This window comes from Actinoplanes missouriensis 431, assembly GCF_000284295.1.
In the GTDB taxonomy this organism is placed as follows: domain Bacteria; phylum Actinomycetota; class Actinomycetes; order Mycobacteriales; family Micromonosporaceae; genus Actinoplanes; species Actinoplanes missouriensis.
In genome coordinates, this window is sequence record NC_017093.1 from 7848664 (window position 1) to 7872550 (window position 23887).

At 70.2% G+C, this 23887-nt stretch carries 27 protein-coding genes; 11 read left to right on the plus strand and 16 right to left on the minus strand.

The features are described from left to right. Window positions 1–22: 22 nt before the first annotated feature. On the minus strand, window positions 23–382 hold the full coding sequence (locus AMIS_RS35690; protein ID WP_014447338.1) for a nuclear transport factor 2 family protein: 360 nt from the start codon (window positions 380–382) through the stop codon (window positions 23–25). Window positions 383–433: 51 nt separating this feature from the next. Between AMIS_RS35690 and AMIS_RS35695 the strand changes: the two genes are divergently transcribed. From AMIS_RS35695 to AMIS_RS35705, 3 genes are read left to right on the plus strand one after another with little or no spacing between them, the layout of a single operon-like run. Further along, a complete protein-coding gene (locus AMIS_RS35695) occupies window positions 434–877 on the plus strand; it encodes a hypothetical protein (protein WP_014447339.1) in 444 nt (147 codons plus the stop codon). A gap of 40 nt (window positions 878–917) precedes the next feature. Then, window positions 918–1517 carry a TetR/AcrR family transcriptional regulator gene (locus AMIS_RS35700; protein ID WP_014447340.1) on the plus strand — a complete coding sequence of 200 codons (600 nt, stop codon included), beginning with the start codon at window positions 918–920 and terminating at the stop codon, window positions 1515–1517. Then, window positions 1514–3064, plus strand: a complete 1551-nt coding sequence (locus AMIS_RS35705) for an MDR family MFS transporter (RefSeq protein WP_014447341.1) — start codon at window positions 1514–1516, stop codon at window positions 3062–3064. Before AMIS_RS35700 ends, AMIS_RS35705 begins: the two co-directional genes overlap by 4 nt. Window positions 3065–3128: 64 nt before the next feature. Here the strand turns inward: AMIS_RS35705 and AMIS_RS35710 are convergent, their stop codons facing one another. Together AMIS_RS35710 and AMIS_RS35715 are read right to left on the minus strand one after the other, a co-directional pair. Continuing rightward, window positions 3129–3458 carry a YnfA family protein gene (locus AMIS_RS35710; RefSeq protein WP_014447342.1) on the minus strand — a complete coding sequence of 110 codons (330 nt, stop codon included), beginning with the start codon at window positions 3456–3458 and terminating at the stop codon, window positions 3129–3131. Between the two features lie 34 nt (window positions 3459–3492). Further along, the gene (locus AMIS_RS35715; protein ID WP_014447343.1) at window positions 3493–3849 is read right to left on the minus strand and encodes an STAS domain-containing protein; all 357 of its coding nucleotides are present in this window, start codon (window positions 3847–3849) and stop codon (window positions 3493–3495) included. A gap of 284 nt (window positions 3850–4133) precedes the next feature. Here AMIS_RS35715 and AMIS_RS35720 point away from each other — a divergent pair, with 284 nt between their 5' ends. Beyond that, window positions 4134–5123 carry a helix-turn-helix transcriptional regulator gene (locus AMIS_RS35720; protein WP_014447344.1) on the plus strand — a complete coding sequence of 330 codons (990 nt, stop codon included), beginning with the start codon at window positions 4134–4136 and terminating at the stop codon, window positions 5121–5123. A gap of 16 nt (window positions 5124–5139) precedes the next feature. Here AMIS_RS35720 and AMIS_RS35725 read toward each other — a convergent pair whose 3' ends face one another. Next, window positions 5140–5475 (minus strand): hypothetical protein, encoded by a 336-nt coding sequence (locus AMIS_RS35725; RefSeq protein WP_014447345.1) that lies wholly within the window; start codon window positions 5473–5475, stop codon window positions 5140–5142. Window positions 5476–5907: 432 nt separating this feature from the next. On the opposite strand from AMIS_RS35725, the gene AMIS_RS35730 reads away from it, so the two are divergent. Further along, on the plus strand, window positions 5908–6093 hold the full coding sequence (locus AMIS_RS35730; protein ID WP_014447346.1) for a hypothetical protein: 186 nt from the start codon (window positions 5908–5910) through the stop codon (window positions 6091–6093). 5 nt (window positions 6094–6098) lie between these two features. Here AMIS_RS35730 and AMIS_RS35735 read toward each other — a convergent pair whose 3' ends face one another. Beyond that, window positions 6099–6995, minus strand: coding sequence for a Gfo/Idh/MocA family protein (locus AMIS_RS35735; protein ID WP_014447347.1), 897 nt, complete (start codon window positions 6993–6995; stop codon window positions 6099–6101). An 80-nt stretch (window positions 6996–7075) separates the two neighbouring features. On the opposite strand from AMIS_RS35735, the gene AMIS_RS35740 reads away from it, so the two are divergent. Continuing rightward, window positions 7076–7441 carry a hypothetical protein gene (locus tag AMIS_RS35740; RefSeq protein ID WP_014447348.1) on the plus strand — a complete coding sequence of 122 codons (366 nt, stop codon included), beginning with the start codon at window positions 7076–7078 and terminating at the stop codon, window positions 7439–7441. Between the two features lie 4 nt (window positions 7442–7445). Further along, window positions 7446–7871: a hypothetical protein gene (locus AMIS_RS35745; RefSeq protein WP_014447349.1), complete on the plus strand. Its 426-nt coding sequence runs from the start codon at window positions 7446–7448 to the stop codon at window positions 7869–7871. 4 nt (window positions 7872–7875) lie between these two features. Here AMIS_RS35745 and AMIS_RS35750 read toward each other — a convergent pair whose 3' ends face one another. From AMIS_RS35750 to AMIS_RS35780, 7 genes are all read right to left on the minus strand, one after another. Then, entirely contained in the window at window positions 7876–9339 is a 1464-nt protein-coding gene (locus tag AMIS_RS35750; RefSeq protein ID WP_014447350.1) for a glutathionylspermidine synthase family protein, read from the minus strand. A gap of 3 nt (window positions 9340–9342) precedes the next feature. Beyond that, window positions 9343–9747 (minus strand): hypothetical protein, encoded by a 405-nt coding sequence (locus tag AMIS_RS35755; protein WP_014447351.1) that lies wholly within the window; start codon window positions 9745–9747, stop codon window positions 9343–9345. 35 nt (window positions 9748–9782) lie between these two features. Further along, window positions 9783–10547, minus strand: a complete 765-nt coding sequence (fabG, locus tag AMIS_RS35760; protein ID WP_014447352.1) for a 3-oxoacyl-ACP reductase FabG — start codon at window positions 10545–10547, stop codon at window positions 9783–9785. 84 nt (window positions 10548–10631) lie between these two features. Further along, complete coding sequence (locus AMIS_RS35765; protein WP_014447353.1) at window positions 10632–12278, minus strand: alpha-amylase family protein; 1647 nt, start codon at window positions 12276–12278, stop codon at window positions 10632–10634. A gap of 11 nt (window positions 12279–12289) precedes the next feature. After that, window positions 12290–13345, minus strand: a complete 1056-nt coding sequence (locus tag AMIS_RS35770; RefSeq protein ID WP_014447354.1) for a hypothetical protein — start codon at window positions 13343–13345, stop codon at window positions 12290–12292. Continuing rightward, entirely contained in the window at window positions 13342–14319 is a 978-nt protein-coding gene (locus tag AMIS_RS35775; RefSeq protein WP_014447355.1) for a hypothetical protein, read from the minus strand. The genes AMIS_RS35770 and AMIS_RS35775 overlap by 4 nt, the downstream gene beginning before the upstream one ends. Then, window positions 14316–14663 (minus strand): PadR family transcriptional regulator, encoded by a 348-nt coding sequence (locus AMIS_RS35780; RefSeq protein WP_014447356.1) that lies wholly within the window; start codon window positions 14661–14663, stop codon window positions 14316–14318. The genes AMIS_RS35775 and AMIS_RS35780 overlap by 4 nt, the downstream gene beginning before the upstream one ends. A gap of 92 nt (window positions 14664–14755) precedes the next feature. Between AMIS_RS35780 and AMIS_RS35785 the strand changes: the two genes are divergently transcribed. Continuing rightward, a complete protein-coding gene (locus tag AMIS_RS35785; protein WP_041830275.1) occupies window positions 14756–15421 on the plus strand; it encodes a DedA family protein in 666 nt (221 codons plus the stop codon). A gap of 5 nt (window positions 15422–15426) precedes the next feature. Here the strand turns inward: AMIS_RS35785 and AMIS_RS35790 are convergent, their stop codons facing one another. The 3 genes from AMIS_RS35790 to AMIS_RS35800 all read right to left on the minus strand — a co-directional run bounded on the left by AMIS_RS35790 (window position 15427) and on the right by AMIS_RS35800 (window position 19455). Then, on the minus strand, window positions 15427–16620 hold the full coding sequence (locus tag AMIS_RS35790) for a carbohydrate-binding protein (RefSeq protein ID WP_014447358.1): 1194 nt from the start codon (window positions 16618–16620) through the stop codon (window positions 15427–15429). 24 nt (window positions 16621–16644) lie between these two features. Continuing rightward, window positions 16645–17931, minus strand: coding sequence for a chitinase (locus AMIS_RS35795; RefSeq protein WP_014447359.1), 1287 nt, complete (start codon window positions 17929–17931; stop codon window positions 16645–16647). A gap of 165 nt (window positions 17932–18096) precedes the next feature. Continuing rightward, window positions 18097–19455: a carbohydrate-binding protein gene (locus tag AMIS_RS35800; RefSeq protein ID WP_014447360.1), complete on the minus strand. Its 1359-nt coding sequence runs from the start codon at window positions 19453–19455 to the stop codon at window positions 18097–18099. 127 nt (window positions 19456–19582) lie between these two features. On the opposite strand from AMIS_RS35800, the gene AMIS_RS35805 reads away from it, so the two are divergent. Beyond that, complete coding sequence (locus tag AMIS_RS35805; protein ID WP_014447361.1) at window positions 19583–20749, plus strand: carboxylate-amine ligase; 1167 nt, start codon at window positions 19583–19585, stop codon at window positions 20747–20749. Between the two features lie 132 nt (window positions 20750–20881). Next, entirely contained in the window at window positions 20882–22231 is a 1350-nt protein-coding gene (locus tag AMIS_RS42090) for a polysaccharide deacetylase family protein (protein WP_014447362.1), read from the plus strand. 10 nt (window positions 22232–22241) lie between these two features. Here the strand turns inward: AMIS_RS42090 and AMIS_RS35815 are convergent, their stop codons facing one another. Beyond that, window positions 22242–23093 carry an Fpg/Nei family DNA glycosylase gene (locus tag AMIS_RS35815; protein ID WP_014447363.1) on the minus strand — a complete coding sequence of 284 codons (852 nt, stop codon included), beginning with the start codon at window positions 23091–23093 and terminating at the stop codon, window positions 22242–22244. Between the two features lie 165 nt (window positions 23094–23258). On the opposite strand from AMIS_RS35815, the gene AMIS_RS35820 reads away from it, so the two are divergent. Further along, a complete protein-coding gene (locus AMIS_RS35820; RefSeq protein ID WP_063711189.1) occupies window positions 23259–23864 on the plus strand; it encodes an ATP-dependent Clp protease proteolytic subunit in 606 nt (201 codons plus the stop codon). Window positions 23865–23887 lie beyond the last annotated feature (23 nt).

Sequence of the window (23887 nt, forward strand, 5' to 3'; positions counted from 1 at the left end):
AATCCCGATCGGGTGACACCCGTCAGGGTGACGGCTCCTGCATCCACCACTCGGTGAACTGGCGTGCCTGTCCGGTGTGGTCGAGCCGCAGCACCCACAGGTTGCGGTAGACCCGGTCCGGATACGTCGTGGTCGCCTCGATGATCGCCAGCTCCTCGGTGACGATCAGCGGGTGCCAGGCGAACGTCGTGGTGCCCGGCTCGTCGGGATGAGCCAGCCAGCCGGTGACGATCGCCTCCCGGCCGACCCAGGGCGGGGCGTAGGGCTCGGTGAAGTAGGCAGCGTCGTCGGCGAAGAGGTCCCGGATGTGGTCCGGGTCGTTGGACTCCCACGCCCGGCGGTAGTTGCGCACCCAGGCGGTCACCGCGTCCAGGCTCGTCATGGCCGCTCCCCTCGGTCCTGCGGTGGACCCATCCCACCGTAGAGTCGCCGCATGAACAACAGCTGGCGTCACCTGCCGCCACCGGCCCGGCCGATCGCCGCGGCCACGGCCGGCGCTGTCGCAGCGGTCCGCGAGGGGCAGGAGCCGGACGGCGACCTGGCCGCGCAGGACCCGGCACAGACCGGGCTGATCCTCGGCACGGTGGTCCGGCTGCTGCTGGAGGACGGTCACCCGGACGGCCTGACCGCCGACGACGTCCGTACCGCCCTGTCGAGTTGCGTGCGGTCCTGGCCGGAGGCGGATCCGCAGGTGGTGCTCTGGCTGCTGGCCGGCGCGCTCGGCGTGCTGGAGGAGGACGGCGCTCCGGCCCCGAAACCGGACGTGCTGGCCCGGCACGCGGTGGCGCTCATCACCGACCTGCTCGCCGGCCGACCGGTGGAGCCCTGGCTGACAGCCGCGCTGGCCGACATCGAGCGCTCTCAGCTGCACGATTAAACTTTGCAGAAACTGCAATATTGTCGGTAGCCTCGGGCGCGTGCTCCGAGAGGCCAAACGCCGGCAGACCCGGCTCGATCTGATCACCGCCGCGCTCCGCCTGGTGGACGAGCGCGGCGCCGACCGCGTGACGGTCGACGAGATCGCCGCCACCGCCGGGGTGTCCGCGCGGACGTTCTTCAACTACTTCGCCACCAAGGAGGACGCGCTCGTCGGTGATCCCCTGGAGGGCTGCACCGACCTGCGCGCCCAGCTGCTCGACCGGCCCGCCGACCAACCGCTGCTGGACGCCCTGCTGGACGCCCTGGCCCCGGTCTTCCAGCAGATCCACGACGACCGCGACAGATGGCTGCTGCGGATGCGGGTGATCCACCAGAACCCGCAGCTGCTGCCGCTGCTGATCGCCGCGGCCGCCACCGCCGAGCAGCAGTTCGCCGACGCCGTCGCGGAGCGCGCCGGCCTGCCCGCCGACGACCCGTACCCGCAGGTCGTGGCCGCGGTCACGAGCTGTGCGGTGCGTGTCGCCGTGATGCGCTGGGCCGGCGACGACGGGCAGGAAAGACCACTCACCGAGCACGCCCACGAGGCCTTCGGCATTCTCGCCGCCGGTCTCGCCCACCCCCAACCGAGGACCGCATGACAGTCGCATCACCCGCAGCCCGCATGTCCCAGCGCGAGGTCGTTCAGGCCCTCTCCGGCCTGCTCCTCGGCATGTTCGTCAGCATCCTGGCCTCCACCGTGGTGGCCAACGCCCTGCCCCGGATCATCGCCGATCTCGGTGGCAGCCAGTCCGTCTACACCTGGATCGTCACCACCGAGCTGCTCGCCATGACGGCCACCGTCCCGCTCTGGGGCAAGATGGCCGACCTGTACAGCAAGAAGCTGCTGATCCAGCTCTCCCTCGGCCTGTTCGTGATCGGCTCGCTGATCGCCGGCCTCACCCCGAACGTGGAGATCCTGCTGGTCAGCCGGATCGTCCAGGGTGTCGGGGCGGGCGGCATGACCGCCCTCGCGCTGATCGTGATGGCCGCGATGATCCCGCCGCGCGAGCTCGGCCGGTACTCCGGTCTGTTCGGCGCCGTCTTCGGCGTCGGCACCATCGCCGGCCCGCTGATCGGCGGCGTCCTGGTCGACACGTCCTGGCTGGGCTGGCGCTGGTGCTTCCTGATCGGCGTGCCGTTCAGCCTGATCGCCATCGCGCTGTTGCAGAAGACCCTGAACCTGCCGGTGGTCCGCCGCCAGGTCAGCATCGACTGGCTCGGCGCCCTGCTCATCACGGCCGGCGTCAGCACGCTGCTGATCTGGTCGACGCTGGCCGGCGACAAGTTCGACTGGGCGTCCTGGCAGACCGGCGCGATGGTGGCCGGCGGCCTGGTGCTGCTCGCGCTCGCCGTCCTGGTCGAGTCCCGGGCCAAGGAGCCGATCATTCCGCTCGGCATCTTCCGGCACCGCACGGTCACCCTCACGATCATCGCGAGCGTCCTGGTGGGCGTCGCGCTGTTCGGTGGCACGGTCTTCCTCTCCCAGTACTTCCAGATCTCCCTGGGCAAGTCGCCGACCGTGGCCGGCCTGATGGGTCTCCCGATGGTCTTCGGCCTGCTGATCTCGTCGACCGTGGCCGGCGCGCTGATCACCAAGCACGGCCGGTGGAAGGGATACCTGGTCGCCGGCTCGATCATCATGACCGCCGGCATGCTGTTGCTCAGCACGATCGGCTCGAAGACCAGCGTGCCGCTGATCTCGCTCTACATGGCGGTGCTCGGCATCGGCGTCGGCATGCTGATGCAGAACCTGGTGCTCGCCGCGCAGAACGACGTCCCGGCCGCCGAGCTGGGCGCCACCACGTCCGCGCTGACGTTCTTCCGCAGCATGGGCGGCTCGATCGGCGTGAGCGCGCTCGGCGCGGTGCTGACCCACAAGGTCACCTCGCTGTTCGCCGAGAAGTTCGGCGCGCAGGCCGGTGGCTCCACCGAGGTGCCCGACGTGTCGGCGCTGCCGCCCGAGGTGGTCACCGTGGTCCAGGACATCTACGGCACGGCCACCGCCGAGCTGTTCCTGGTCGGCGCCCCGATCGCGTTCCTGGCCATCATCGCGGTGATCTTCATCAAGGAGAAGCCGCTCTCCACGCTCTCCGGCGAGGAGCGGCGCAAGCAGGAGGAGGAAGCGGCGACGCTTCCCGTGCACTGAGCTTTCCGCGGACTGAGCTTCCCGCGGACTGAGCTTTCCCGTGGACTGGCGAACCGGCCCTCTGTCAGGCTCCGCGTGGCGCGTACATGATGACCGCCACGCCGGCCAGGCAGAGGGCCGCGCCGATCAGGTCGAACCGGTCTGGCCGGAATCGGTCGACGACCATTCCCCAGATGAGTGAACCCGCCACGAAGACACCGCCGTAGGCGGCCAGGATCCGGCCGAAGTTCGGATCGGGCTGCAGCGTGGCGATGAAGCCGTAGACGCCGAGGGCGACCACCCCGGCGCCGGCGAAGAGCAGACCGCGGTGCTCACGGACGCCCTGCCAGACCAGCCAGGCGCCGCCGATCTCGGCGAGCGCGGCCAGCAGGAACAGCAGAATCGAACGCAGCACCGCTCAGTTATACGGCCCTGGTCACCGCTGCGGCTCAGGAGGGGCGAAGACCCACCTGGGTACGCGGTGAGGGCGGCTCGGCGCAGCCGAGGAGACCCACCAGGCCGGAGACCCACAGCTGCCGGTAGACCGTGGCGCTGGGGTGGCTGACGACCAGCTTTATGCCGCTGGCGGCCGCGGTATGGAAGCAGGCGACCAGGATGCCGATCCCGATGCTGTCGATAAGCATCACCCGTTGCAGATCAAGACAGATCTTGCTGGGGGTCATGCTCGTCAGCACATCGTTGACCGCGTCGCGCATCACGTGCGCGTTGTCCAGATCGATCTCACCACTCGGTGCGATCTCGACAGTTCCGTCGGCCAGCTGGCGGGTCGTGATCGGCAGATACACAGCTGCCCTCTTCCTGGCGTCGAGCCGAAAAGCTAAACACCGACTTCCGCGGGACTCTGGTGCGCAGACCGGAGAAAAAGGGTCGTGGGCGTTCGCTGGGACGCCGACCGGAACCCGCGTTCCTACAACAATCCGCTGGTCTGCAAGTTACGCCACGTAGGCGCGGAACGCCAGAGTAGTTCATATGGCCGGAATGTGCTGTAACGGTCACTGCGTGGCGGCCACGTTGACTCCCGACGGACTTGGACCGAATACTCACCGTATGCGATGGAGCGCCGGACCGCATGGTTGATGACCCTTCCCGCGCCACCTCGGCGCCGGGAGCCGTCTACTTCGACAGCGTCGACGCCACTCGCGCCCAGGACGTCCTGAATCGTTTCTACCCCCCGATGTCGGTCGGCACGCCCGACGGCGCCGATCTCAAGATCGGCCTTGAAGTGATCCAACTCGGACCCCTGACCGTCGGCCACCTGACCTTCACGGGCTCCGCCACTCTTGTTTCCCCGCAGGCCGGGGGTTACCACGTGACGCTGCCCACGGCGGGGCGGGTGCGGGCCCAGCGCGACGATCAGGAGATCACCGCCACCCCCGCCACCGCGCTGGCGTTCCGCCCCGGCGACCGGCTGCACCTGCGACAGGAACCCCACTCCGCCGAACTCGACGTGCGCATCGAGCCCTGGGCGCTGGAGGACGAGCTCGCCGCGCTTCTCGGTCACCCGGTCGAGGGACCGATCGACCTGGCGCCGGCCTTCGACCTCACCGGCGGGCCGGCGCACAGCTGGAGCCGGCTGATCCGATTGCTCCACGACGAGCTGGACCACGAGACCAGCCTTTTCCACCAGCCACTCATCGCGGAGCAGCTCTGCAGCAGCGTGCTCAGCGGCCTGCTGCTGAGCGTCCCGCACCGGTACCACGCGGAGCTCGTCGCGCCGGCCGCGAGCGGTCCGCCCCGGGCCATCCAGCGCGCCGTCGAGGCGATCCACGAGGAGCCGGAGCGCGCGATGACCGTGCGGGACCTGGCCGCCGTCGCCGGGATGAGCGTGCGCTCGCTCCAGGAGGGCTTCCGGCGGCACGTCGGCTGCGCGCCGATGACCTACCTGCAGCAGGTCCGGCTGGGGCGGGTACGGGAGGCGCTGCTCCAGGGCGACCCGGCGCGGATCACGGTGGCGGCGGTGGCGCACCGCTGGGGGTTCGCCCATCTGGGGCGGTTCGCGTCGGCGTACCGGGAGAGGTTCGGCGAATCACCCTCCGAGACGCTGCGCCAGATCACCTGATCGAGGCCGCCGCCTGTCACTCGCCGGGGTCGCCGCAGCGCCTCGGCTGGGGGACGCCGTTCACCGGGCGGGGTTTCGCCGCGGCGCCGAAGAGGTGGCCCCGGGACGGCACCCAGTCCCGCCAGGGCGCCAGCCGGGGCGGCACAGCGGCCAGCTCACCGTCACCGGCGCCACGCTGCTCGCGGAGGAACGCGGCCGCCCGACCGGCGGACTGCTCACCGTTGCGGGCGAGGCTCAGCAGCTGGTCGCGGTCCATGTCGCCGACGGTGCCGCACTGCAGCAACGCGACTATGCCGGCCAGTGCCCGCGCCGCGTCGGAGGCGTCCCGCTCGGCGTCCCACCGGCCCGTCACGACCGTGCTCCCCCGAGCGCGGCCGGCCTCCCGGCGGTCATGCCACGCCGCTTTCCCGCGACCGGCACGGCCACCACTCACGCACCCATGGCGCACGCGCCCATGATTGACGGCCCCATGACGGGCGTGCCCACGACTGATGTGCCCTTGACTGCTCTGCCCACTCGGTCATGCGATGCGTCCCCTCACCCCCGCACGCGTCCGGATCGTCGCCGCGCACCCGCTCGGCCGCGCCGGACGCCGCGCCCGGACGGGCGTGACAAGCCAAAAATGTATTCGGCTCACTACTAAGCGTCCATCCGTAACGCGCAGGTTCTGTCCAGTTAGCGCTCAGTTCGGGCTACCCGGGTTCTACGATCAAGAAACGGGTACGGAACGGGACGAGATTTCGCTTTTCCGCTTCTTGTCCCCCGAATTAAGAAGGGGATCACGATGGCCGACATCGAGACTTCGGAACAGCCCGGCAAGCCGTTGATCAGGACCGGGGCCGAGCAGTCGTGGGATCCCGAAGATCTGGCCGTGGCCCAGGGCAAATACCCGACGCCGGCGAACATCGCCCGTGCGAAGGCCGAGCTGGAACGGGACGGCGCGGCCGCGATCGAACGCACCGTCCCGTAAAAGAATCAAGGGAGTGCGACGGTCGTACCGCTGCTAATCGCTTTCTCGGCGGCGGCGAGCACCGCCGTGACATCCGCGCCGAACCGGACGTCGCACTCCGGCGAGGCGCCGCCACCCGCAGCCGTCAGCAACTGATCGATGGCGCGGCCGAGCGCCTCGTCCGGGCTCCAGCGGGCCCGCGGCACGGTCCGCACGCCCGCCTCGCCGGCGAAGACCGCCTCCTCCCGGGCCGCCGCGGCCGGCGCGTCCACCGAGAGCGTGAGCCGGCTGGTGGCGCCGCCCTCGTGCTTCAGCAACAGGTGGGTCAGGTCGCTCGTGCCGGCCATCCCGGCCACCTCGGTCACCCGGCCGAGCACCGGGAGGACCAGGGCCAGCGCGTGCGGGCCGACGTCCCAGAGGCCGCCGCGCTCCCGGCGCCACGGTGAGGCGCCGAACGCGTTGCCCGGCTGGAAGATGGAACCCAGGTGGTCGACGCGCGCCTCGGTCCAGCCGCCGGTCTGCGCGGCCTCGGTCAGGAACGCGGACAGCTCCGGGGTGAACCGCCGGGTGAAGAAGACCACCGAGGCGAGGTCGCGTTCGGCGACGGCGGCCGCGACGGCCTCGGCCTCCTCGGCGCGCACCGCGACGGGCTTGTCCAGCACCAGGTGCCGGCCCGCCTGAGCGGCGTGCAGGGCGATCGGGGCCTGGACGTCCGGCGGCAGCGCGATCGCGACCGCGTCCACGTCGGCGATCAGCTGGTCGGCGTCGGCGTACGCGCGCGTCCCGTGTGCCTGTGCCAGCTCCGCGGCCTTACCGGGGTCACGGCCCCAGACGCCGGTGAACTCCACCTCCGGGTGGGCGGCCAGCGCCGGCGCGTGCGCCAGGTGAGCCCACGGTCCCGTACCGAACAATCCGAATCGCACCGGGCGCACCTCGTGTTCTTCCTGTGATCTCCGCCAGGCGGAAGTTACCAGCACATCACCGCATCAGTAACCTGTGCCGGGTGAACGGTCCTCTGTCGGTGGTGACGATCGTCGCCGCCCTGATCCTCGCGGTGTGGTACCTGGCACGCGCGGCACTCGACCGCGCCCCCAGCCGCACCGACCTGCTGGCCACCGTGGCGCTCGGCGCCCTGGTCACGGTCCTCGTCCTGGTCGCCGTGATCGACCTCTTCGCCGGGAGCCAGCCGCAGGAGCTCGCCACCTTCGGCGGTTACCTGTTCACCACCGTGGCGTTCGCCCCGACCGCGCTGGTGCTGGCCCGGATGGAGCCGACCCGCTGGGGCAACCTGATCCTCGGCATCGGCGCCCTCGTCCTGCCGGTCCTCATCCTGCGCCTGCAGCAGATCGCCTCCGTTACAGCTGTCTGAGGAAGTGCCCGTGTCCGACGAATCCACCGCCACCCGGCCCCGCGACGCCGCGCTGAACAGCGGGATCGGCCGGGTCCTCCTGATGGTCTACGGCATCTTCGCGCTCTCCGCGAGCGCTCGCGCGCTGGTCCAGATCAGCACCCACTTCACCGAGGCGCCGCTGGCCTACCTGCTCTCCGCGGTGGCCGGCCTGGTCTACATCGCGGCCACCGTCGGCCTGGCCCGGGGCGGGCCGCGGGGCCGGCTGATCGCGCTGGTCAGCTGCAGCATCGAGCTGGCCGGTGTGCTGATCGTCGGCACGCTCAGCATCGTGGACGCGGTCGCCTTCCCCGACGACACCGTCTGGTCCCACTTCGGCAGCGGGTACGGCTACGTGCCGCTGATCCTGCCGTTCATCGGCCTCTGGTGGATCTGGCGGCACCGCCCCTGATGCTCTAGTTCTTCCCCTCGATCACGTGCGGGAGGAAGTTGCAGGTGTTCGTGGTCACCAGGCCCTCGGTGCCGACGCCCTCGCGGATGCCCATACCCGCCGGCTCGCCGTCGATCAGCCAGGAGCCGATCACCGGGTGCACGGTGCCCTCCAGCGACTCGAAGGACGGCAGCTCGCGCAGCTCCTGCACGATGTAGCGGCCGTCGGCGCCGTACTCGGACGGCTGACCGGTGATCGGCACGCCGTCCCGGACCAGGGTCACCGAGCCGCCCTCACGGCCCCAGACCGGCTTCTTCGCGTACGACGTCAGTTTCGCGGCCGCGGACGACTCGGCGAAATAGGACGGCAGCAGGTACTTCCCCCGCTCCGGGTCGTCGCCGAAGAGCATCCAGAGCACCGGCAGCAGCGCCTTGTTGCCGAGCAGCGCGGCCTTGTACGGCGGCTCGATCCAGACCGTGCCGCGTTTCTCCGGGTCGGCCATGTTCCGGAAGAAGGCCTTGCCGCCCTCCTCGTGCCAGAACCACTCCCACGGATAGAGCATGAAGATCACGTCGATCGGCTCGGCCAGGTGCTCCTGGCCCGGCGACGGGACGAACAGCACGCGGTCGCCTGCCACGTCCCAGCCGATCTGGCTCATCGCGATCAGCTCCACCGGGTAGCCGGCTTCCTCCGCCGTCGCCATCAGGTACGCGACGTTCATCCGGTCTTCCCCGGACGTCTCGCTCGTCTCGTACGCAAAGAAGATCTTGGGTTTCTCGGGCAGCCAGGTCCGGGCCTCGCGCAACTTATTGATGTTGCGCCGCCACGCGCCGGGGTCGCCCGGCTCGCCGGGAACCGCCTCCCAGCCGACCAGGCGCTCGTGGATGGAGTTCCACTGGCGCCACGGGTGGTCGGTGAGGGCTGTCTGATCCATCCAGTGCCACTGGACGACCGCGGCCTCGACCAGCGAGGTCGGCGTCTGCGCGTTGAACTCCAGCAGTTTCGGGCCGCTGCCGGCGCCGTTGTACCACAGGTCGAAGCGGCCGTAGACGGTCGGCGAGAAGTCCGGCGTCTGCATCGGCAGCCGCATGTCCGGGTCCTTGTCGTAGTGCGTCCACGTTTCCGGGTCGCCGTCGTACCAGGTCCGGATGATCTGCTCGTGGGTGTACTCAGGGACACCGATCTTGGCGAGGAAGCACGTCTCCGGGGTGCAGATGGAGGCGAAGTAGCCCCGCTTACGGCCCTCGACGGTCCGCCTCGGGCACTGCTTCACCATCCACTCGCCGGCCTCGATGCACATCTCGTAGAGGACCGAGGTGGCCGTCTCCAGCTCCTCGATCTCGGCCGCGGTGAAGTCGTAGTACGGTCCCTCCTGCCAGTACGACTGCATCGTGCCGTCCGGCAGCTCGGTGTCGTTGTAGGTCAGTCCGAGGCTGAAGTTGGTGAGCCGCCAGCCGTCCCGCACCGGCCCGTACGCGATCCGACGCACGCCTCAGCCACCCGACTTCGACGAGGACTTGCCGCTGCCGCTGCCGCCCTTGCCGACCACACTCGTCTTGATCGTGCCGTTGCTGATCTTGCCGCTCGCCGGCAGCCCGAACTTGGACCGCGACGCCACGTCGTTGTAGGCGAACTTGCTCCCACCGGCCGGCAGCCTGTGCCCCACCGGGTAACCCCTGGCGTAGCTCGTGCTGTGCCAGATGAAGAAGCCGAGACCCGGATGGTAGGAGTCGTCGTCGTCACAGTAATCCTCGTCGACGACCACACCGTTCGCGTCGGCGCAGTAGAAACCCTCGTCCACGTACTCGTCGTTGTCGCACGCCGCCGCTCCCCCCGCGGCCAGCAGAAGAAAGGTGCTGGTCAGCGACACGCTGCGGGAACTCATGCGTCGGTTCATGATTTCTTTGTAACTCTTCTCAGCAAGTTGCCAGCTCAGTCCTGGGGTCCACCGGCCACATAGATGACCTGTCCGGTCACGAATCCCGCGCCCTCGCTCGCCAGGAACGAGACGGTGTGCGCCACGTCCTCCGGCCGGCCGGCCCGGGCGACCGGGATCGCGCCGACCGCCGCCTTCTCGAAATCGGCGAAGTCGACGCCGACCCGGGCCGCGGTGGCCCGGGTCATGTCGGTGACGATGAAGCCCGGCGCGACCGCGTTCGCGGTGATGCCGAACTTCCCCAGCTCGATCGCGAGGGTCTTCGTGAAACCCTGGATCCCGGCTTTCGCGGCAGCGTAGTTGGCCTGGCCCCGATTGCCGAGAGCAGACGTGCTGGAGAGGCTGACGATCCGGCCGAAACCGGCATCCACCATGTGCTTCTGCACCGCGCGGCTGAACAGGAACGCGCCGCGCAGGTGCACCGCCATCACGGTGTCCCAGTCGTCCTCGCTCATCTTGAAGAGCAGGTTGTCGCGGAGCACGCCGGCGTTGTTGACCAGCACGGTCGGCGCGCCCAGCTCGGCGACCACCCGCTCCACGGCGGCGGCGACCTGCGCCGGGTCGGCGACGTCGGCGCCGATCGCCACCGCGGTGCCACCGGCGTCGTGGATCGCGGTCACGGTGTTGGCGCAGGCGCCCTCGTCCAGGTCGACGACCGCGACGGCCAGGCCGTCCTTGGCGAGCCTCAGGGCGATGGCCTCACCGATGCCGCGGGCGGCTCCGGTCACGATGGCCACCCGGCTGGGTACGGACTGCGACATTGCGGCCTCCGACGGACTCCGGGACGCATCAGCGATGCTCCTGGTGTGATCTTCACTGCTCCTGGAGCCCGACTCTAGCGGTGATCAGGCCGTCCTGCGCAGCCGGATCCACCGGTAACCGTGCCCCTCGACCCGGATCTCGTCCAGCTTGCCGGGTTCCGGGTACTCCTGGTCGGCCAGCACGTCGTTGGGAAGCTCGGCCTCCTCGGCGAGACTGCCCAGATCGACCACGGCCGGTTCGGTGCCGAGATTGTGCACGAACACCATCGTTCCGGTAGCGGCGTCGGCCCGGTGCACCAGCACGCCACGCGGCGCCGGCACGTCGACGTGGGTGCAGGTCCCCCGGCCGATCTCCGGCGCCTCCTTGAGGGTGCGGATCATCCGCTCGAACCAGGACAGCAGCGACCGCGGGTCCTGTCGCTGCACCGTCACGTTGACCTTCTCGAAGCCGAACTCGCCACCGGAGATCACCGGCCGGCCCAGCTTCGACGGGTCCGCGCTGGTGAACCCGCCGCTCGGCAGCATCGACCACTGCATCGGCGTGCGGATCGCGTCCCGGCCCTTGAGCGACAGGTCGTCGCCCATGCCGATCTCCTCGCCGTACCGCAGCACCGGCGTGCCCCGCAGGCTGAACTGCAGCGCGTACGCCAGCTCCAGCCAGCGCCGGTCGTTGCCGAGCATCGGCGCGAGCCGGCGGCGGATACCACGCCCGTACAGCTGCATGTCCTCGTCCGGGCCGAACCGGGCGAACACGTCCTGCCGCTGATCAGCGGTGAGCCGGGACAGGTCGATCTCGTCGTGGTTGCGCAGGAACGTGGCCCACTGCCCGCCCTCCGGCAGTTTCGGCGAGTCCCGCAACGCGTCGATGATCGGCTCGGTGTCCTCGCGCGCCAGGCCGAGCACGAGCCGCGCGTTGAGCATGAAGTCGAACAGCATGTGGATCCGGTTGCCGGAGCCGCCCTCGTCACCGAAGAACCGCACCAGCTGATCGGGCTCCACATTGGCCTCGGCCAGCAGCACCGCGTCACCGCGTCGCCACTGCACGTGCTGGCGCAGCTCGGACAGGAAGTTCATGTCCTTCGGCGAGTTCGGGTTGCCCGGCTCGGTCTCCTCGATGATGAACGGCACCGCGTCCATCCGGAACCCGGCCACCCCGAGCTGCAGCCAGAACGAACAGATCTTCTTGATCTCCTCGCGCACCGCCGGGTTCTTGATGTTGAGGTCCGGCTGGAACTTGTAGAACCGGTGATAGAACCAGAGCTTCGCCGTCCGGTCGTAGCTCCAGGTCTCGTTCTGCTCGCCGGGGAAGACCATGCCCTGGTTACGGTCCGGCGGTGCGGTCTCGCTCCAGACATACCAATCCCGGTACGGCGACTCCGGCGAGCTCCGTGCACTCTGGAACCACGGGTGCTGGTCCGAGGTGTGGTTGACGACCAGGTCGATGATGACTTTGATGCCCCGGTTGCCGGCCTCGTGCAGCAGTTCGGCGAAGTCCCCGAGACTCCCGAACCGCGGATCCACGTTGTAGAAGTCCGACGCGTCGTAACCGTCGTCCCGCCCCGGCGAGGGGTGGATCGGGTTCAGCCAGAGACACGTCACACCGAGCCGTGCCAGGTAGTCCAGGCGCCCGATCAGCCCCCGGATGTCCCCACAGCCGTCCCCGTCGGAGTCAGCGAAGGAGTCGATGTCGAGACAGTAGACAACCGCGTTCTCGTACCACCGGTCACTCATGCCCCTGTTTCTTAGCCTCGCCCCCACTCGCCGAAACGTCCGGCCCGCCCCCACCCCCCGACCACGCCGAGGGTGAGAGCCGCGAGCGGGACCAGGGTGAGCGCGAGCGCACCGGCCGTCACCCGCCCCGGCGCCACACCGGCCGTGGCCTCGTCGAGCACCAGCGCGTCCCACCACGCCAGCATCGTCAGCGGCCCCACGACCACCGCCGCGAACAGGGCCGCGCATCGGCTGCGCACCCCGCGCGGCGCGCACGTCACCGCAGCCGCGCCGAGGCCGAGCGGCAACCAGAAATCGAACATCTCGGCGGACAGCGGCGCCGGCAACGGGATCGACAGGTCGGCGAGCACCAGCGTCCACCCGAGGACCGCGACCACCGCCGCGCCGGCCAGCCACGAACCGGACCGGCCCAGCACCCGCAGCGGCGGACGACCCGGCGCCGCCGCCAGGAACGCCCCGAAGACCAGCACCGCCACCGCCGGCGTCCAGGTGAGACGCACCGACTGCCAGGGCGCGACGCCGGCCCAGAACGCGATGGTCCCGATCTGCGCGAGGGCCGCCACCCCGGCCAGGACCGCGGTGACCCGCCGCAGCCCGGCGACCGCCGCGACGGCCACGGCACTCCAGGCGAGCGCCCGGATGCCCGGCTCCGCGATCAGCAGCCCACCGCCGGCGCCCAGCCCGTCCCCGCCGCTCACGCCGAGCCCGCGCCCGGCACTCATCGCCGGCCAGCCGTCCGTCCCGCCACCGGTGGACAGCCACGCGCGGAGGCCGTCGACGAAGGCGTCGATCGCGTCGGTCGCCAGCATCAGGGCGAGCGCGAAACCGGTGAGGGTGGCCGCGTCGCGCCAGCCCGGACCCCGCAGTGCCCGGGCTGACCAGCCGAGACGGGCCGTGAGGCCCGCACCCAGCAGGTCCACCGCGTCGGCCGGGGAGGGGAAGCGACGGCCGGGCGCGGCACCGGACATCAACACCCCCACCATCTCCTCCTCATAGGCAGCACGGTGACCCGCCGGATAGACCCGCAGCAGCCGCCGGTAGCGGCGTTCCAGCGGTGAGGCGCTCATCCGGCGCCCTCGGTGAGCCGGGACCTCTCGAACCGGGTGGTCAGGTGAGACACCACCAGGAACGCCGCCGCCGGGATCAGCACCAGCGCGGTCCACTGGAACGGGTTGATGAGCTGGGTGGACTCCGGGTGGCGCATGTTGTACTCCACGAAACCGTCGAAGCCGGAACGCACCAGCGGCACCGCGGCCAGCACCGGCGCGGCCCAGGCCAGCAGCCAGCGGCGCACCTCGGGGTCCTGCCTGATCACCGCGAACACGACCAGGGCGACGACCCCGAGCATCACCAGGGCTCCGACGCGAACTTCCGTCACGGTCTCGGCGTCCCAGATCGGCGCGGCGCGGTCACCGAGCAGGAGCACCTCGAGCATCCAGCTCGGTGACCACAGGTTCAGCAGGCCCAGCGAGGCCACCAGCGCCGCGGCGGCCAGCATCGGGATCAGCCCGCGCGGGCGGCCCGCACCACGGGCCGCGACCAGGCCGGCGACCAGCACCACGGCGGCGGCCACGATGAGCCAGTAGGCGTTGAGCACCATGGCCGGCGTGTCCAGATACCACCGGGCGGGAGCGGCGATCTCTCCGGCCAGCCCGGCCGAGGCGCCGGCGAGACCCAGAAGCCGCCACCCGAGAAGGGCGGCGAGCACGACCACCGACCACCCGGCCACCCGCAGCGGATCCACCGCGTCGAACTCTCGCCACTCGTGCGTTATGGGGTTGACCAGCGGGATCATCCGCCGCAGCGCGACACCCAGCAGCAACAGCGCGCCGAAGAGCTGGACCACCCCGGCCGCCCGCCGCAGGCCGGCCGGCACCGGCACCCGCCGCAGACGCACCACCAGCGCCGACCGGACCAGATCGATCACCTGGCCCGGACCGGGCCGCCCCTCGGCTGCCAGCACCGCGAGCATCTCCTCCTCGTAGTCCCGGCGGAAGTCGCGGGGATAGAGAGCGAACAACCACCGCTGCGTGCCGCTCATGCGGGCGCTCCCCCGAACTCGGTGCGACGGGCGCGCAGGCGGCTGTCGGCGATCGCGGCCTGCTCGCGCAGGCGGGCGGTCTCGGCGGCCAGGCTCTGCTCGCCGGCCGCGGTGAGCCGGTAATAACGCCGGAGGCGGGACTGCACGACCTCCTCGCGGTCGACCTCGATCAGGCCCTCGGCGCGCAGCCGGTCGAGGGCGGCGTAGAGAGTGCCGGCGCGGAGACGGACCCGGCCGCCGGTCATCGCGGACACGTCCTCGATCACGGCATAGCCGTGCCGGGGCTCCTCGGCCAGGGCAGTGAGAACCAGGAAGGTCGGCTCCCGCATCGGCGCATCGCTCATGCCGGCAGCATATACCGATCGTCGGTATATACGCCATGCGGTTCGTACGCTGGCTGTCGGGTAACACCAGAGAAACCAGGGGAGGACGACACATGGCCGAAAGCGATCTCGGAAATCTCGGCGGCCTGACCGGATGGGTCGCCTCGGTGATCGAGTCGACCGGTGAGATCGGCGTCGGCCTGCTCGTCGCGCTGGAGAACCTGATCCCGCCGATCCCCAGCGAGATCGTCCTCTCGATGGCCGGCTACCTGGCGAGCGCGGGCCGGGTCAACCTGGTGCTGGTCTGGATCGCCGCCACGGTCGGCGCGCTGGTCGGCGCCTTGCTGCTCTACTGGCTCGGCCGCGGCCTCGGCGAGGAACGGCTGCGCCGCTGGCTGGACAAGGTGCCCCTGGTCGACCTCGACGACCTGGACAAGGCGGACCGCTGGTTCGAGAAGCACGAGCGGGCCACCGTCCTGTTCGGACGCTGCGCGCCGGTGGTCCGGAGCCTGGTCTCCATCCCGGCCGGGGCGAACCGGATGCCGGTGGGTCAGTTCGTCCTGTTCACCGCGATCGGCAGCGGCGTCTGGAACGCGCTATTCGTCGGCGCCGGTTACGCCCTCGGCAACCGCTGGCAGGACGTGGAGAAGTACAGCCACTGGTTCGACTACGCCATCTGGGCGTTCTTCGCGATCGCGATCGGCTCCTGGGTGGTCAAGAAGGTGCGCAAACGGCGTCGCGCGGCCGCCCGTGAGGGCGACCGCGCGTCAACCGGCTAGCCGGTTCAGAAGCCGGCGCTCACCTTGGTGAACGCCCAGTCCGCCTGCGCGATGCCGGAGCAGTCGGAGACCACGCCGCCACCGGCGCAGCCGCGGTCCCGGTTGACCGCCCAGAAGGCGAAGCGGGCCAGGCCGTTGTTCCGGGCGTAGTCGCGGATCCGGGTCCAGGTCTCGACGGACGTCACCTCCTGCTGGTCGGAGAGCCCGTTCATGCCGGAGATGCCGATCCGCGAGTAGGCCTGCGCGTCGGTGTACCCGAACGTGCTCTTCAGGACGTTCTTCAGGCCCTCGGTGGCGCCGACCGTGCTGGCGTACATGTCCGCGCCGCCGCTGAAGTCGAACGGCATCTGGGTGAAGACGTCGATGTTCGCGTTCTTCGCCTTGGCCTGCTGGATCAGCCGGACGCCGTGGGCGTTCGGCCCGGTCGTGGTGGTGCCGAAGGTGAGGATGGTCTTCACCGACGGGTTCTTCTGCTTGACGATCTTCAGCGCGTCAACGATCCGGTCCGCCACCACGTAGTTCTCGAACTCGTCGGTGTTCTCGATGTCCACGTCGATCGCCTTGAGACCGAAAGCGTCGATCACCTTCTGGTACGCCCCGGCGAGCGCTTCCGGAGTCGAGCAGTTCGGGCCGAGCTTGTTGCCGCTCCAGCCACCGATCGACGGGATCACGTCCGCCCCGGCCGCCCGGATCGCCGCGATGGTGCTGGCGTGCGCGCCGCCGGTGAGACCGGTGGAACCGTCCCAGGCCGGGTTGCAGCCGTTGCTGGCGAGGACGAAGGCGATGGTGAACGCCTTGATCCCGGTGGCGTTGACGACGGTGGCGGGCGCCGGCGGGTTGCCCCAGCCCGGGTAGATGTACGGCGCGGCCGCCATCTTCGTCCCGGTCGTCGGCGGCGGGGTGGTCGGCCCGGTGGTGGGCGGGGTGGTCGGGGGCGTGGTGCCACCGCAGACGCCGTTGTCGGCCCAGACCGCCCACTGCGAGCTGTTGGTGGCCGGCGACTCGTTCTGGGTCCACCACTTGGCGGTGTAGTTGTGACCGTTCTGCGAGGCGACGTTGTCCTTGACGTAGACGGCGCTCGCGCTCCAGGCCGGGGCACACGCGACGGCCGCGTTCGAGGTGGCCATCGGGAGGACCGCGGCGGCTGTTCCGGCCGTCGCGACCGCCGCGATCACGGCGATCTTCCTGCTGAGTTTCACGGGACGCTCCGAGAGGGGAGGGGATCAGGGGAGGGTGGCGAGGTGCGGGTCGACGGTGTTGGCCCAGCTGGTGCCGTTGGTGACGTCCCAGTTGATGGACCAGGTCATCGCTCCGCGGATTCCCGGGTACGTGGCCGGGGGCTTGAAGGTGCCGCAGTTGGTGCCCCGGGCGAGGCAGTCGAGCGCGGCGTTGACCACCGACGGCGCCACGTATCCGCCGCCGGCCGCCCGGGTGCTGGCCGGCAGGCCGAGGGCGATCTGGTCGGGGCGCAGGCCGTTCTGCAGCGGGATGCAGGCGAGGGCGGTCAGGAAGTTGACGGTTCCCTGGCTGTACGCGGCGTTGTTGTCGCAGCCGAGCATGGAGCCGGAGTTGTAGTACTGGGTGAAGACGACGGTGAGGATGTCCTTGATGTCGAGCGCCAGCTTGAAGTACGAGGACTGCGGACTCTGCATGTCGATGGTCTGCGGCGCCATCGTGATGATCAGGTTGCTGCCCGCCTTGGCCCGCAGTGACCGCAGGGCGCTCGCCATGTAGGTCGGGTTCAGCCCGTTCTCGAGGTCGATGTCGACGCCGTCGAACCCGTAGGTCCGGATCAGCGAGTGCACCGAGTCGGCGAACGCGGTGGCGGCCGCCGTGCTGTTGACCGCGACCGTGCCCTTCTCGCCGCCGACCGAGATGATCACCTTCTTGCCGCGCGCGTGCAGGGTGGCGATGTCCGCCTTGAACTGCGCGTCGGTGTATCCGCCGACCGCGGTGGCCAGGCCCGGGTCGAGATTGAAGGTGACCGCACCGGCCGTCGTGGTGGCGTCGGCGAAGGCGACCGCGATCAGGTCGTAGGCGGCGGGGACGTCGGCCAGCTTGAGGGGCGCGGCGCCGTTGTCGAAGTTCTGCCAGTACCCGGTGATGAAGTGCGCCGGTAGCGCCCCGTTGCTCGGAGACTGCGAGGTCGAGGGCGAACTCGACGGCGAGGAGGAGGGGGACGACGACGGGGACGACGAGGGCGAGGTGGAGGGCGACGACGAGGGGGACGACGACGGCGAGGGATTGACCCCGCCCTCACACACCCCGTTGTCGGCCCAGACGTCCCACTGCCCACTCCGGACGGACGGGGACTCGTTCTGCGTCCACCACTTCGCGGTGTAGTTGTGGCCGGCCAGCGAGACCACGTTGCCCTTCACGTACACGGCGGACGAGTTCCACGCGGTGGCGCAGGCGGTGGCGGCCTGGGCGTTGCCCGCGAACCACGTCGCCGCGCCTCCGGCGACGAGCGCCGTGACCGTTGCGAGGATGACCGATCTGGAGCGCTTCATCGACGTCCTTCCGTACACACTGTGAGGTGTATCAATCTTTAGGACTGTTAACAGTAAAAGTAAAGAGTGACAGCCTTAAACATCCTTAAAAATCTTCGGGTACGACAATGGGCCGCAACCGCAGGTCAGCGGCTACGACCCATCAAAATCAGTCGTTAAAAAGTATTACCGTCGGAACTGGATCCAGTTGAGGTTCACAAAGTCAGCGGGTTGACCGCTACTGAACGTCACGAACACCGTGTGCATGCCCGTCACGTTCGAGACGTTGCCCGGAATCGACTGCCAGGTCTGCCATCCGCCGGTGCCACCGAGCGCGAAGCTGCCGATCGGCGCGTTGCTCCGGCTGTCGAGCCGCACCTCGACCAGACCGCTGACTCCCCCGGCCGCCCCGGATGCGACACGTGCCACGAAGTCCCGCACTCCGCCCGTACCGAAATCGACGTTGTTGAACTGCAGCCAGTCACCGTTCGCGATCCAGCCGACGTCCTGGCCGCCCTCCGCGCACGTCTCCACCTGGACTCCCGCGGACGCGTTGTAGGACTCCGCCTCGATCCGGGAGTACGCGTCCCGGGTGGAGCCGCCGGACGTGGGCGAGGTGGTCGGCGTGGTGCCGCCGGAGGACTGCCAGACCGCCACGTAGTCGACGAGCATCGGGACGCCAGGCTGGGTCTGCGCGGTGGGACCGCCGCCGAAGGCCGCCGGGAAGCCGCCGCCGATCGCCACGTTGAGGATCACGAACATGCCGTGGTGGGTCGCGTTGTTCCAGGTGGTGGCGTCGACCGCAGTCGAATTGAGGGTGAAGTAGTTGACCCCGTCGAGGTACCACCGCATCTGCTCGGGCGAGGTGCTGCGGTCGTACTCCACGGCGTAGGTGTGGAAGCTCGACAGGCAGCCGCTGCAGGCGCGCTCACCGCTGGTCAGACCGGTGGTCTCGTTGCACGGGCCGCCCGGGTTCGTCCCGCAGTGCAGGGCCGCGAAGACGCTGGACCGCCCGTTGATGTTCTCCATGATGTCCCACTCGCCGATGCCCGGCCAGTTGGTGGCGCCGACCGGGCGGGCCGCGTCGCCGAGGGCCCAGAACGCCGGCCAGTAACCGGCGGCCGCCGCGCCCGTCACGTTCGGTTGCTGGATACGCGCCTCGATCCGCACCCGGCCGCCGACCGGCGCGGCGAAGTCGGTCCGCTGGGTCTCCACCCGGCCGGACGTCCACCGGCCCGCCGAGTCCCGGAGCGGCTTGATCGCCAGGTTGCCGCTGCCGTCCTGGTACACGTTCGCGGTCGAGTCGGTCATCGTCTCGACCTCGCCGGTGCCCCAGTTGGCGGCGCCGCCCGGATATCCGGTGCCGGCGGAGTAGAGCCAGTTGCCGCGGTTGAGCCCGGTGCCCGCGGCACCGGTGAAGTCGTCGCTGAAGACCAGCGTCATGCCGGACGGCGGCGGGGGCACCGCCGCGTCGGCCGTGGTCACGATCGTCACGGAGGCGGCCACCACGAGAGCGGCCGCGGCGAGAACTCGGAGACTTCGCATGGGGACACACGCCTTTCGAGGGGGACGAGAGAGCGCTCTCACGGCAGTTTCACGCTTGTTACACGGTGTGTCAACATGTACGAATGTCAATGCTTAGCGGCACGTCCCCACGGGTACTTGGCGGCCCATGGACACCGCCACCGAGGGGACCACGCTCCCCGCGGACATCGCCGCCGAGGCCGAGCGCCACGATCTGCTGACCCTGGGCATCGAAGAGGAGTACCTGCTCGTCGACGCGGCGGAGCCACGCGCCGTGGAGGCGGTCGACGACGTCTTCGCCGAGCTGCCCGAAGAGATCCGGGGCGGCGTTCAGCACGAGTACTACCGCAGCCAGATCGAGGTGGCCAGCCCGCCCCGGCTCGACCTCGCCGACCTGCGCGCGGAGATGACCCGGCTGCGGTCCGGCGTCGCGGCTGCCGCCGAACGCGCCGGCGCCCGCCTGGTCGCGGTCGGCACCGGCCCGGCCGCCGGGCCCAACCTGCGGATCGTGGACAAACCCCGGTACCACCGGATGCGGGACCGTTTCGGCGACCTCTCCCCCGGTCAGGGCATGTGCGGCACCCACGTGCACGTGAGCATCCCGGACCCGGAGACCGGCGTCAAAGTCCTCAACCACTTGCGCCCGTGGCTCCCCGTGCTGCAGGCCGCCGCCGCCAACTCCCCGCTCTTTGCCGGGCGCGACACCGGGTACGCCAGCTGGCGCTCGATGATGTGGGAGCGCTGGCCCACCGTCGGCCCGACGCCGTACCTGCGCTCGCACGAGCACTACCTGACGCTCATCTCGGACCTCGAGGCGAGCGGGGCGATGCTCGACGAGGGGATGCTCTACTGGTACGCCCGGCTCTCCGCGAACTACCCCACCGTCGAGATCCGGCTGGGCGACGTGACCCCGACCCTCGACGACGCGATGCTGCTCACCGCGCTCGCCCGGGGCCTGGTCGCGACCCTGTTGCGCGAGGTGCGCGACGGCATCGAGGCCCCGGACGTGGAGCACCCGCTGCTGATGGCCGCGCACTGGCGTGCCGCGCACGACGGGCTGGAAGGGCTCAACATCGACATGGCCACCCGGGAACCCCGGCCGGCCTGGCGGCTGATGCGGCAGCTCTTCGACTATGTGCGCCCGGAGCTGGAGCGACACGGTGACCTGGAGACCACGACGGTCCTGATGGGACGGCTGCGGGCCGGCGGGACCGGTGGGGCACGGCAGCGCGCCATGCTGGCCCGGGGCGCCTCGGTCGCGGACGTGGTGGACGAGCTCGCCCGCCTCACGAAAGCGACAGAACCGGACCGATAAGGATCACACCCCTATCGGTGCGGATATTGCTGAGCGTAGTCACGTACGGTGACCTGGGGAAATCACCGTACGTGGTAGTGAGATGACCGATTCGGTATCGCGTTCGATCATGCCGCACGGTAGGCATGACGGATGTTTCCGCACAACCCGCGCCCAGCAGCACCGACGTCGGGTGTGGACGGCGCGAAAGGCGGGCGGCACCGCAGGGCGGAGACGTCGGCCGAGAGCGTCCCGGGCCCCTCCCGGGCCACCCGCCGGACCCGCGGCAGCAAGCCGCGCACCGCCCGTCATGCGCGCCGCACCCCCTCGGCGCAGACCGGCGCCCACCGCGCACCGGGGACGCTGCCCGTCGAGGAGTGGATGGCCGCCGCGCGGAACCGGCCGGCGCTGCTGCTCGGCACCCTCGTCGTCGCCGGCGTGCTGCTCGCCTCGGTGCCGACGATCCCGCAGCAGGACGGCGAGCCGACAAGCGTGATGAACGCCGCGGCGCAGGCCGTCGCGTCCCGGGTGACCAACCCCAAGGCGACGCCGACCCCGGCGGTCGACGAGGACCCGTGGACCGAGCCCGCCGCCGAGCCCGAGGAGACGCAGGTCGCCGCGCCGCAGCGTCCGGTCGCCACGCCGACCCGGACCCGGCCCACCTCCGAGGCGCAGCAGGCCGGGCGGAAAGCGCCGCGCGGCGACGGCCCGGCCAACTCGCTGGTGACCACCGGCTCCCGCACGGTGACCCTCAGCTTCGACGACGGCCCCGACCCGAACGAGACGCCGAAGATCCTCGACATCCTGGCGAAATACCAGGTGAAGGCGGTCTTCTGCCTGGTCGGCTCGCAGGCGCAGAAACACCCCGACCTGGTCCGGAAGATCACCGAGGCCGGGCATGTGCTCTGCAACCACACCTGGGACCACGATCTGAAGATCGGCAAGAAGAAGCCGGAGCAGATCCTCCGCGACCTGGACCGGACCAACGCGGCGATCCGGGCGGCCGTGCCCGGCGCGGCGATCCCCTACTTCCGGGCGCCCGGCGGCAACTTCACCGTCCGGCTGGTCGACGTGGCCTACTCGAGCGGCATGACGTCGCTCTACTGGGACGTCGACCCGCGCGACTGGTACCACCCGGCCGGCGAGTCCGACGCGGACCACGTGAAGCGGGTGGTGGCCGAGGTCAAGAAGAACACCCGGCCGGGATCGATCATCCTGTCGCACGACTTCAACCAGCCGGCCACGACCACCGCCTACCAGCAGCTGATGCCGTGGCTGACCAGCAACTTCACGGTGGGCCTGCCGGGCTCGGCACCGACGCCGGCCACGACCGCGCCGGCCACCCCCTCGACGCCCGTGACGACGGCTCCGACGCCCTCGGCGCCGGTTGCCACCCCGACGTCGCCGACCCCGGCGCCGCCGGCCGTCTCGGAGTCCCCGGCGGCGCCCGAGGGCGTGGCGGCCGCCGGCGTCACCCCGCCGGCGACGACCCCGGCCGGCTGAGAAGGCCGCGTCAGCTTCGACCCCGGCGAGGTGATCTCGCCGGGGGTCCGCTGACGGCCGGCTGGCACGTCGGGCACCAGTAGAGATTGCGGCCGGCCAGCGGTCCGCGGGCCACATCGGTCCCGCAGACCAGGCACGGCTGGCCGGGACGGCGGTAGACGTACACCTCGCCGCCGTGCCGGTCGACGCGCGGCGCCCGCCGCATCGCCTCCGGGGTGTGCTCGGTGTGGACGGTGTCGATCCGGCCGCGCGCCACACCCTCCTTCATCAGCGCCCGCAGGTCCTCCCAGATCGCGTTCCAGCGCGTCTCGTCGATCGCGGTGCCCGGCGTCTCCGGCGACAGCCCGGCCCGGAACAGCACCTCGTTGGCGTAGATCAGGCCGCAACCGGCCACGACGGACTGGTCGAGCAGGAGCGCGAAGAGCGGCTTGGTGCTGCTCCGGACCCGGATGAACGCCCGAGCCGGGTCCGCGTCGTCGCGCAGCGGGTCGGCGCCGAGCCGGGCCTTCAGCAGGTCCACCGCGGCCGGGTCGAGGACCTCGCAGGCGGTCGGGCCACGCAGCTCCAGCCAGTGACCGGAACCGGTCATCTGCAGGCGCACCTGGCCGATCGGCGCGGGGGCCGGCAGCTCACCGTCCGCGAACTTGCCGTAGAGGCCGAGATGGACATGCACGGTCCGGTCGTCCTCGTAGTGGTGCAGCAGATGCTTGCCGTACGCCTCGGTGTCGCGCAGCACCCGCCCGTCGACGAGCGCCGCGCCGGCCGCGAACCGGCCCTGCGGGCTGCTCACCTCGACCTGCTGCCCGGCGAAGAGCTCGCGGTGACGTGTGGCGAGGCGGTGAATGGTATGTCCCTCCGGCACGCGACCAAGGTATCCGCCGCGCGACGCCGCACGGATTCGGCGTGATGATTGCCACCGCGGCCCGGTTCTGCCGAGAGCGGATTCGCCCTGAGGGGAATCAGTGGCTGTCACGCCACGCCTGGGAGAAGGTGTGAAACGAGAACAGCGATGCGAGAAGGTGGGCTCATGAGCATTGACACGACCATGCGCGGCGGCGGCGCGTCCTTCGACGACCAGGTGTTCGAGCGGCTGCTCCGGGAGCGGATCATCTTCCTCGGCAGCGAGGTCAACGACGAGGTGACCAACCGGATCTGCGCGCAGATGCTGCTGCTGGCGTCCGAGGACTCCGAGCGCGACATCACGCTGTACATCAACTCGCCCGGCGGCTCGATCAGCGCCGGCATGGCGGTGTACGACACGATGCAGTACATCAAGAACGACGTCGCCACCGTCGCGATGGGCATGGCGGCCTCGATGGGCCAGTTCCTGCTCACCGCGGGGACGGCCGGCAAGCGGTTCGCGCTGCCGCACGCCCGGGTGATGATGCACCAGCTCTCCGGTGGCATCGGCGGCACCGCCGCGGACATCGCCATCCAGGCCGAGAGCATGCTGCACATCAAGCAGGTGATGAACGAGCGGATCGCCTTCCACAGCGGGCACACCCCGGAGGAGATCGAGCGCGACTCGGACCGGGACCGCTGGTTCACCGCGCCGCAGGCGAAGGACTACGGCCTCGTCGACCATGTGATCACCACGACGGCCGACGTGCACACCGGCGCCTCGATCGTCTGATCCTCAGCAGCAAAAGAAGGGCA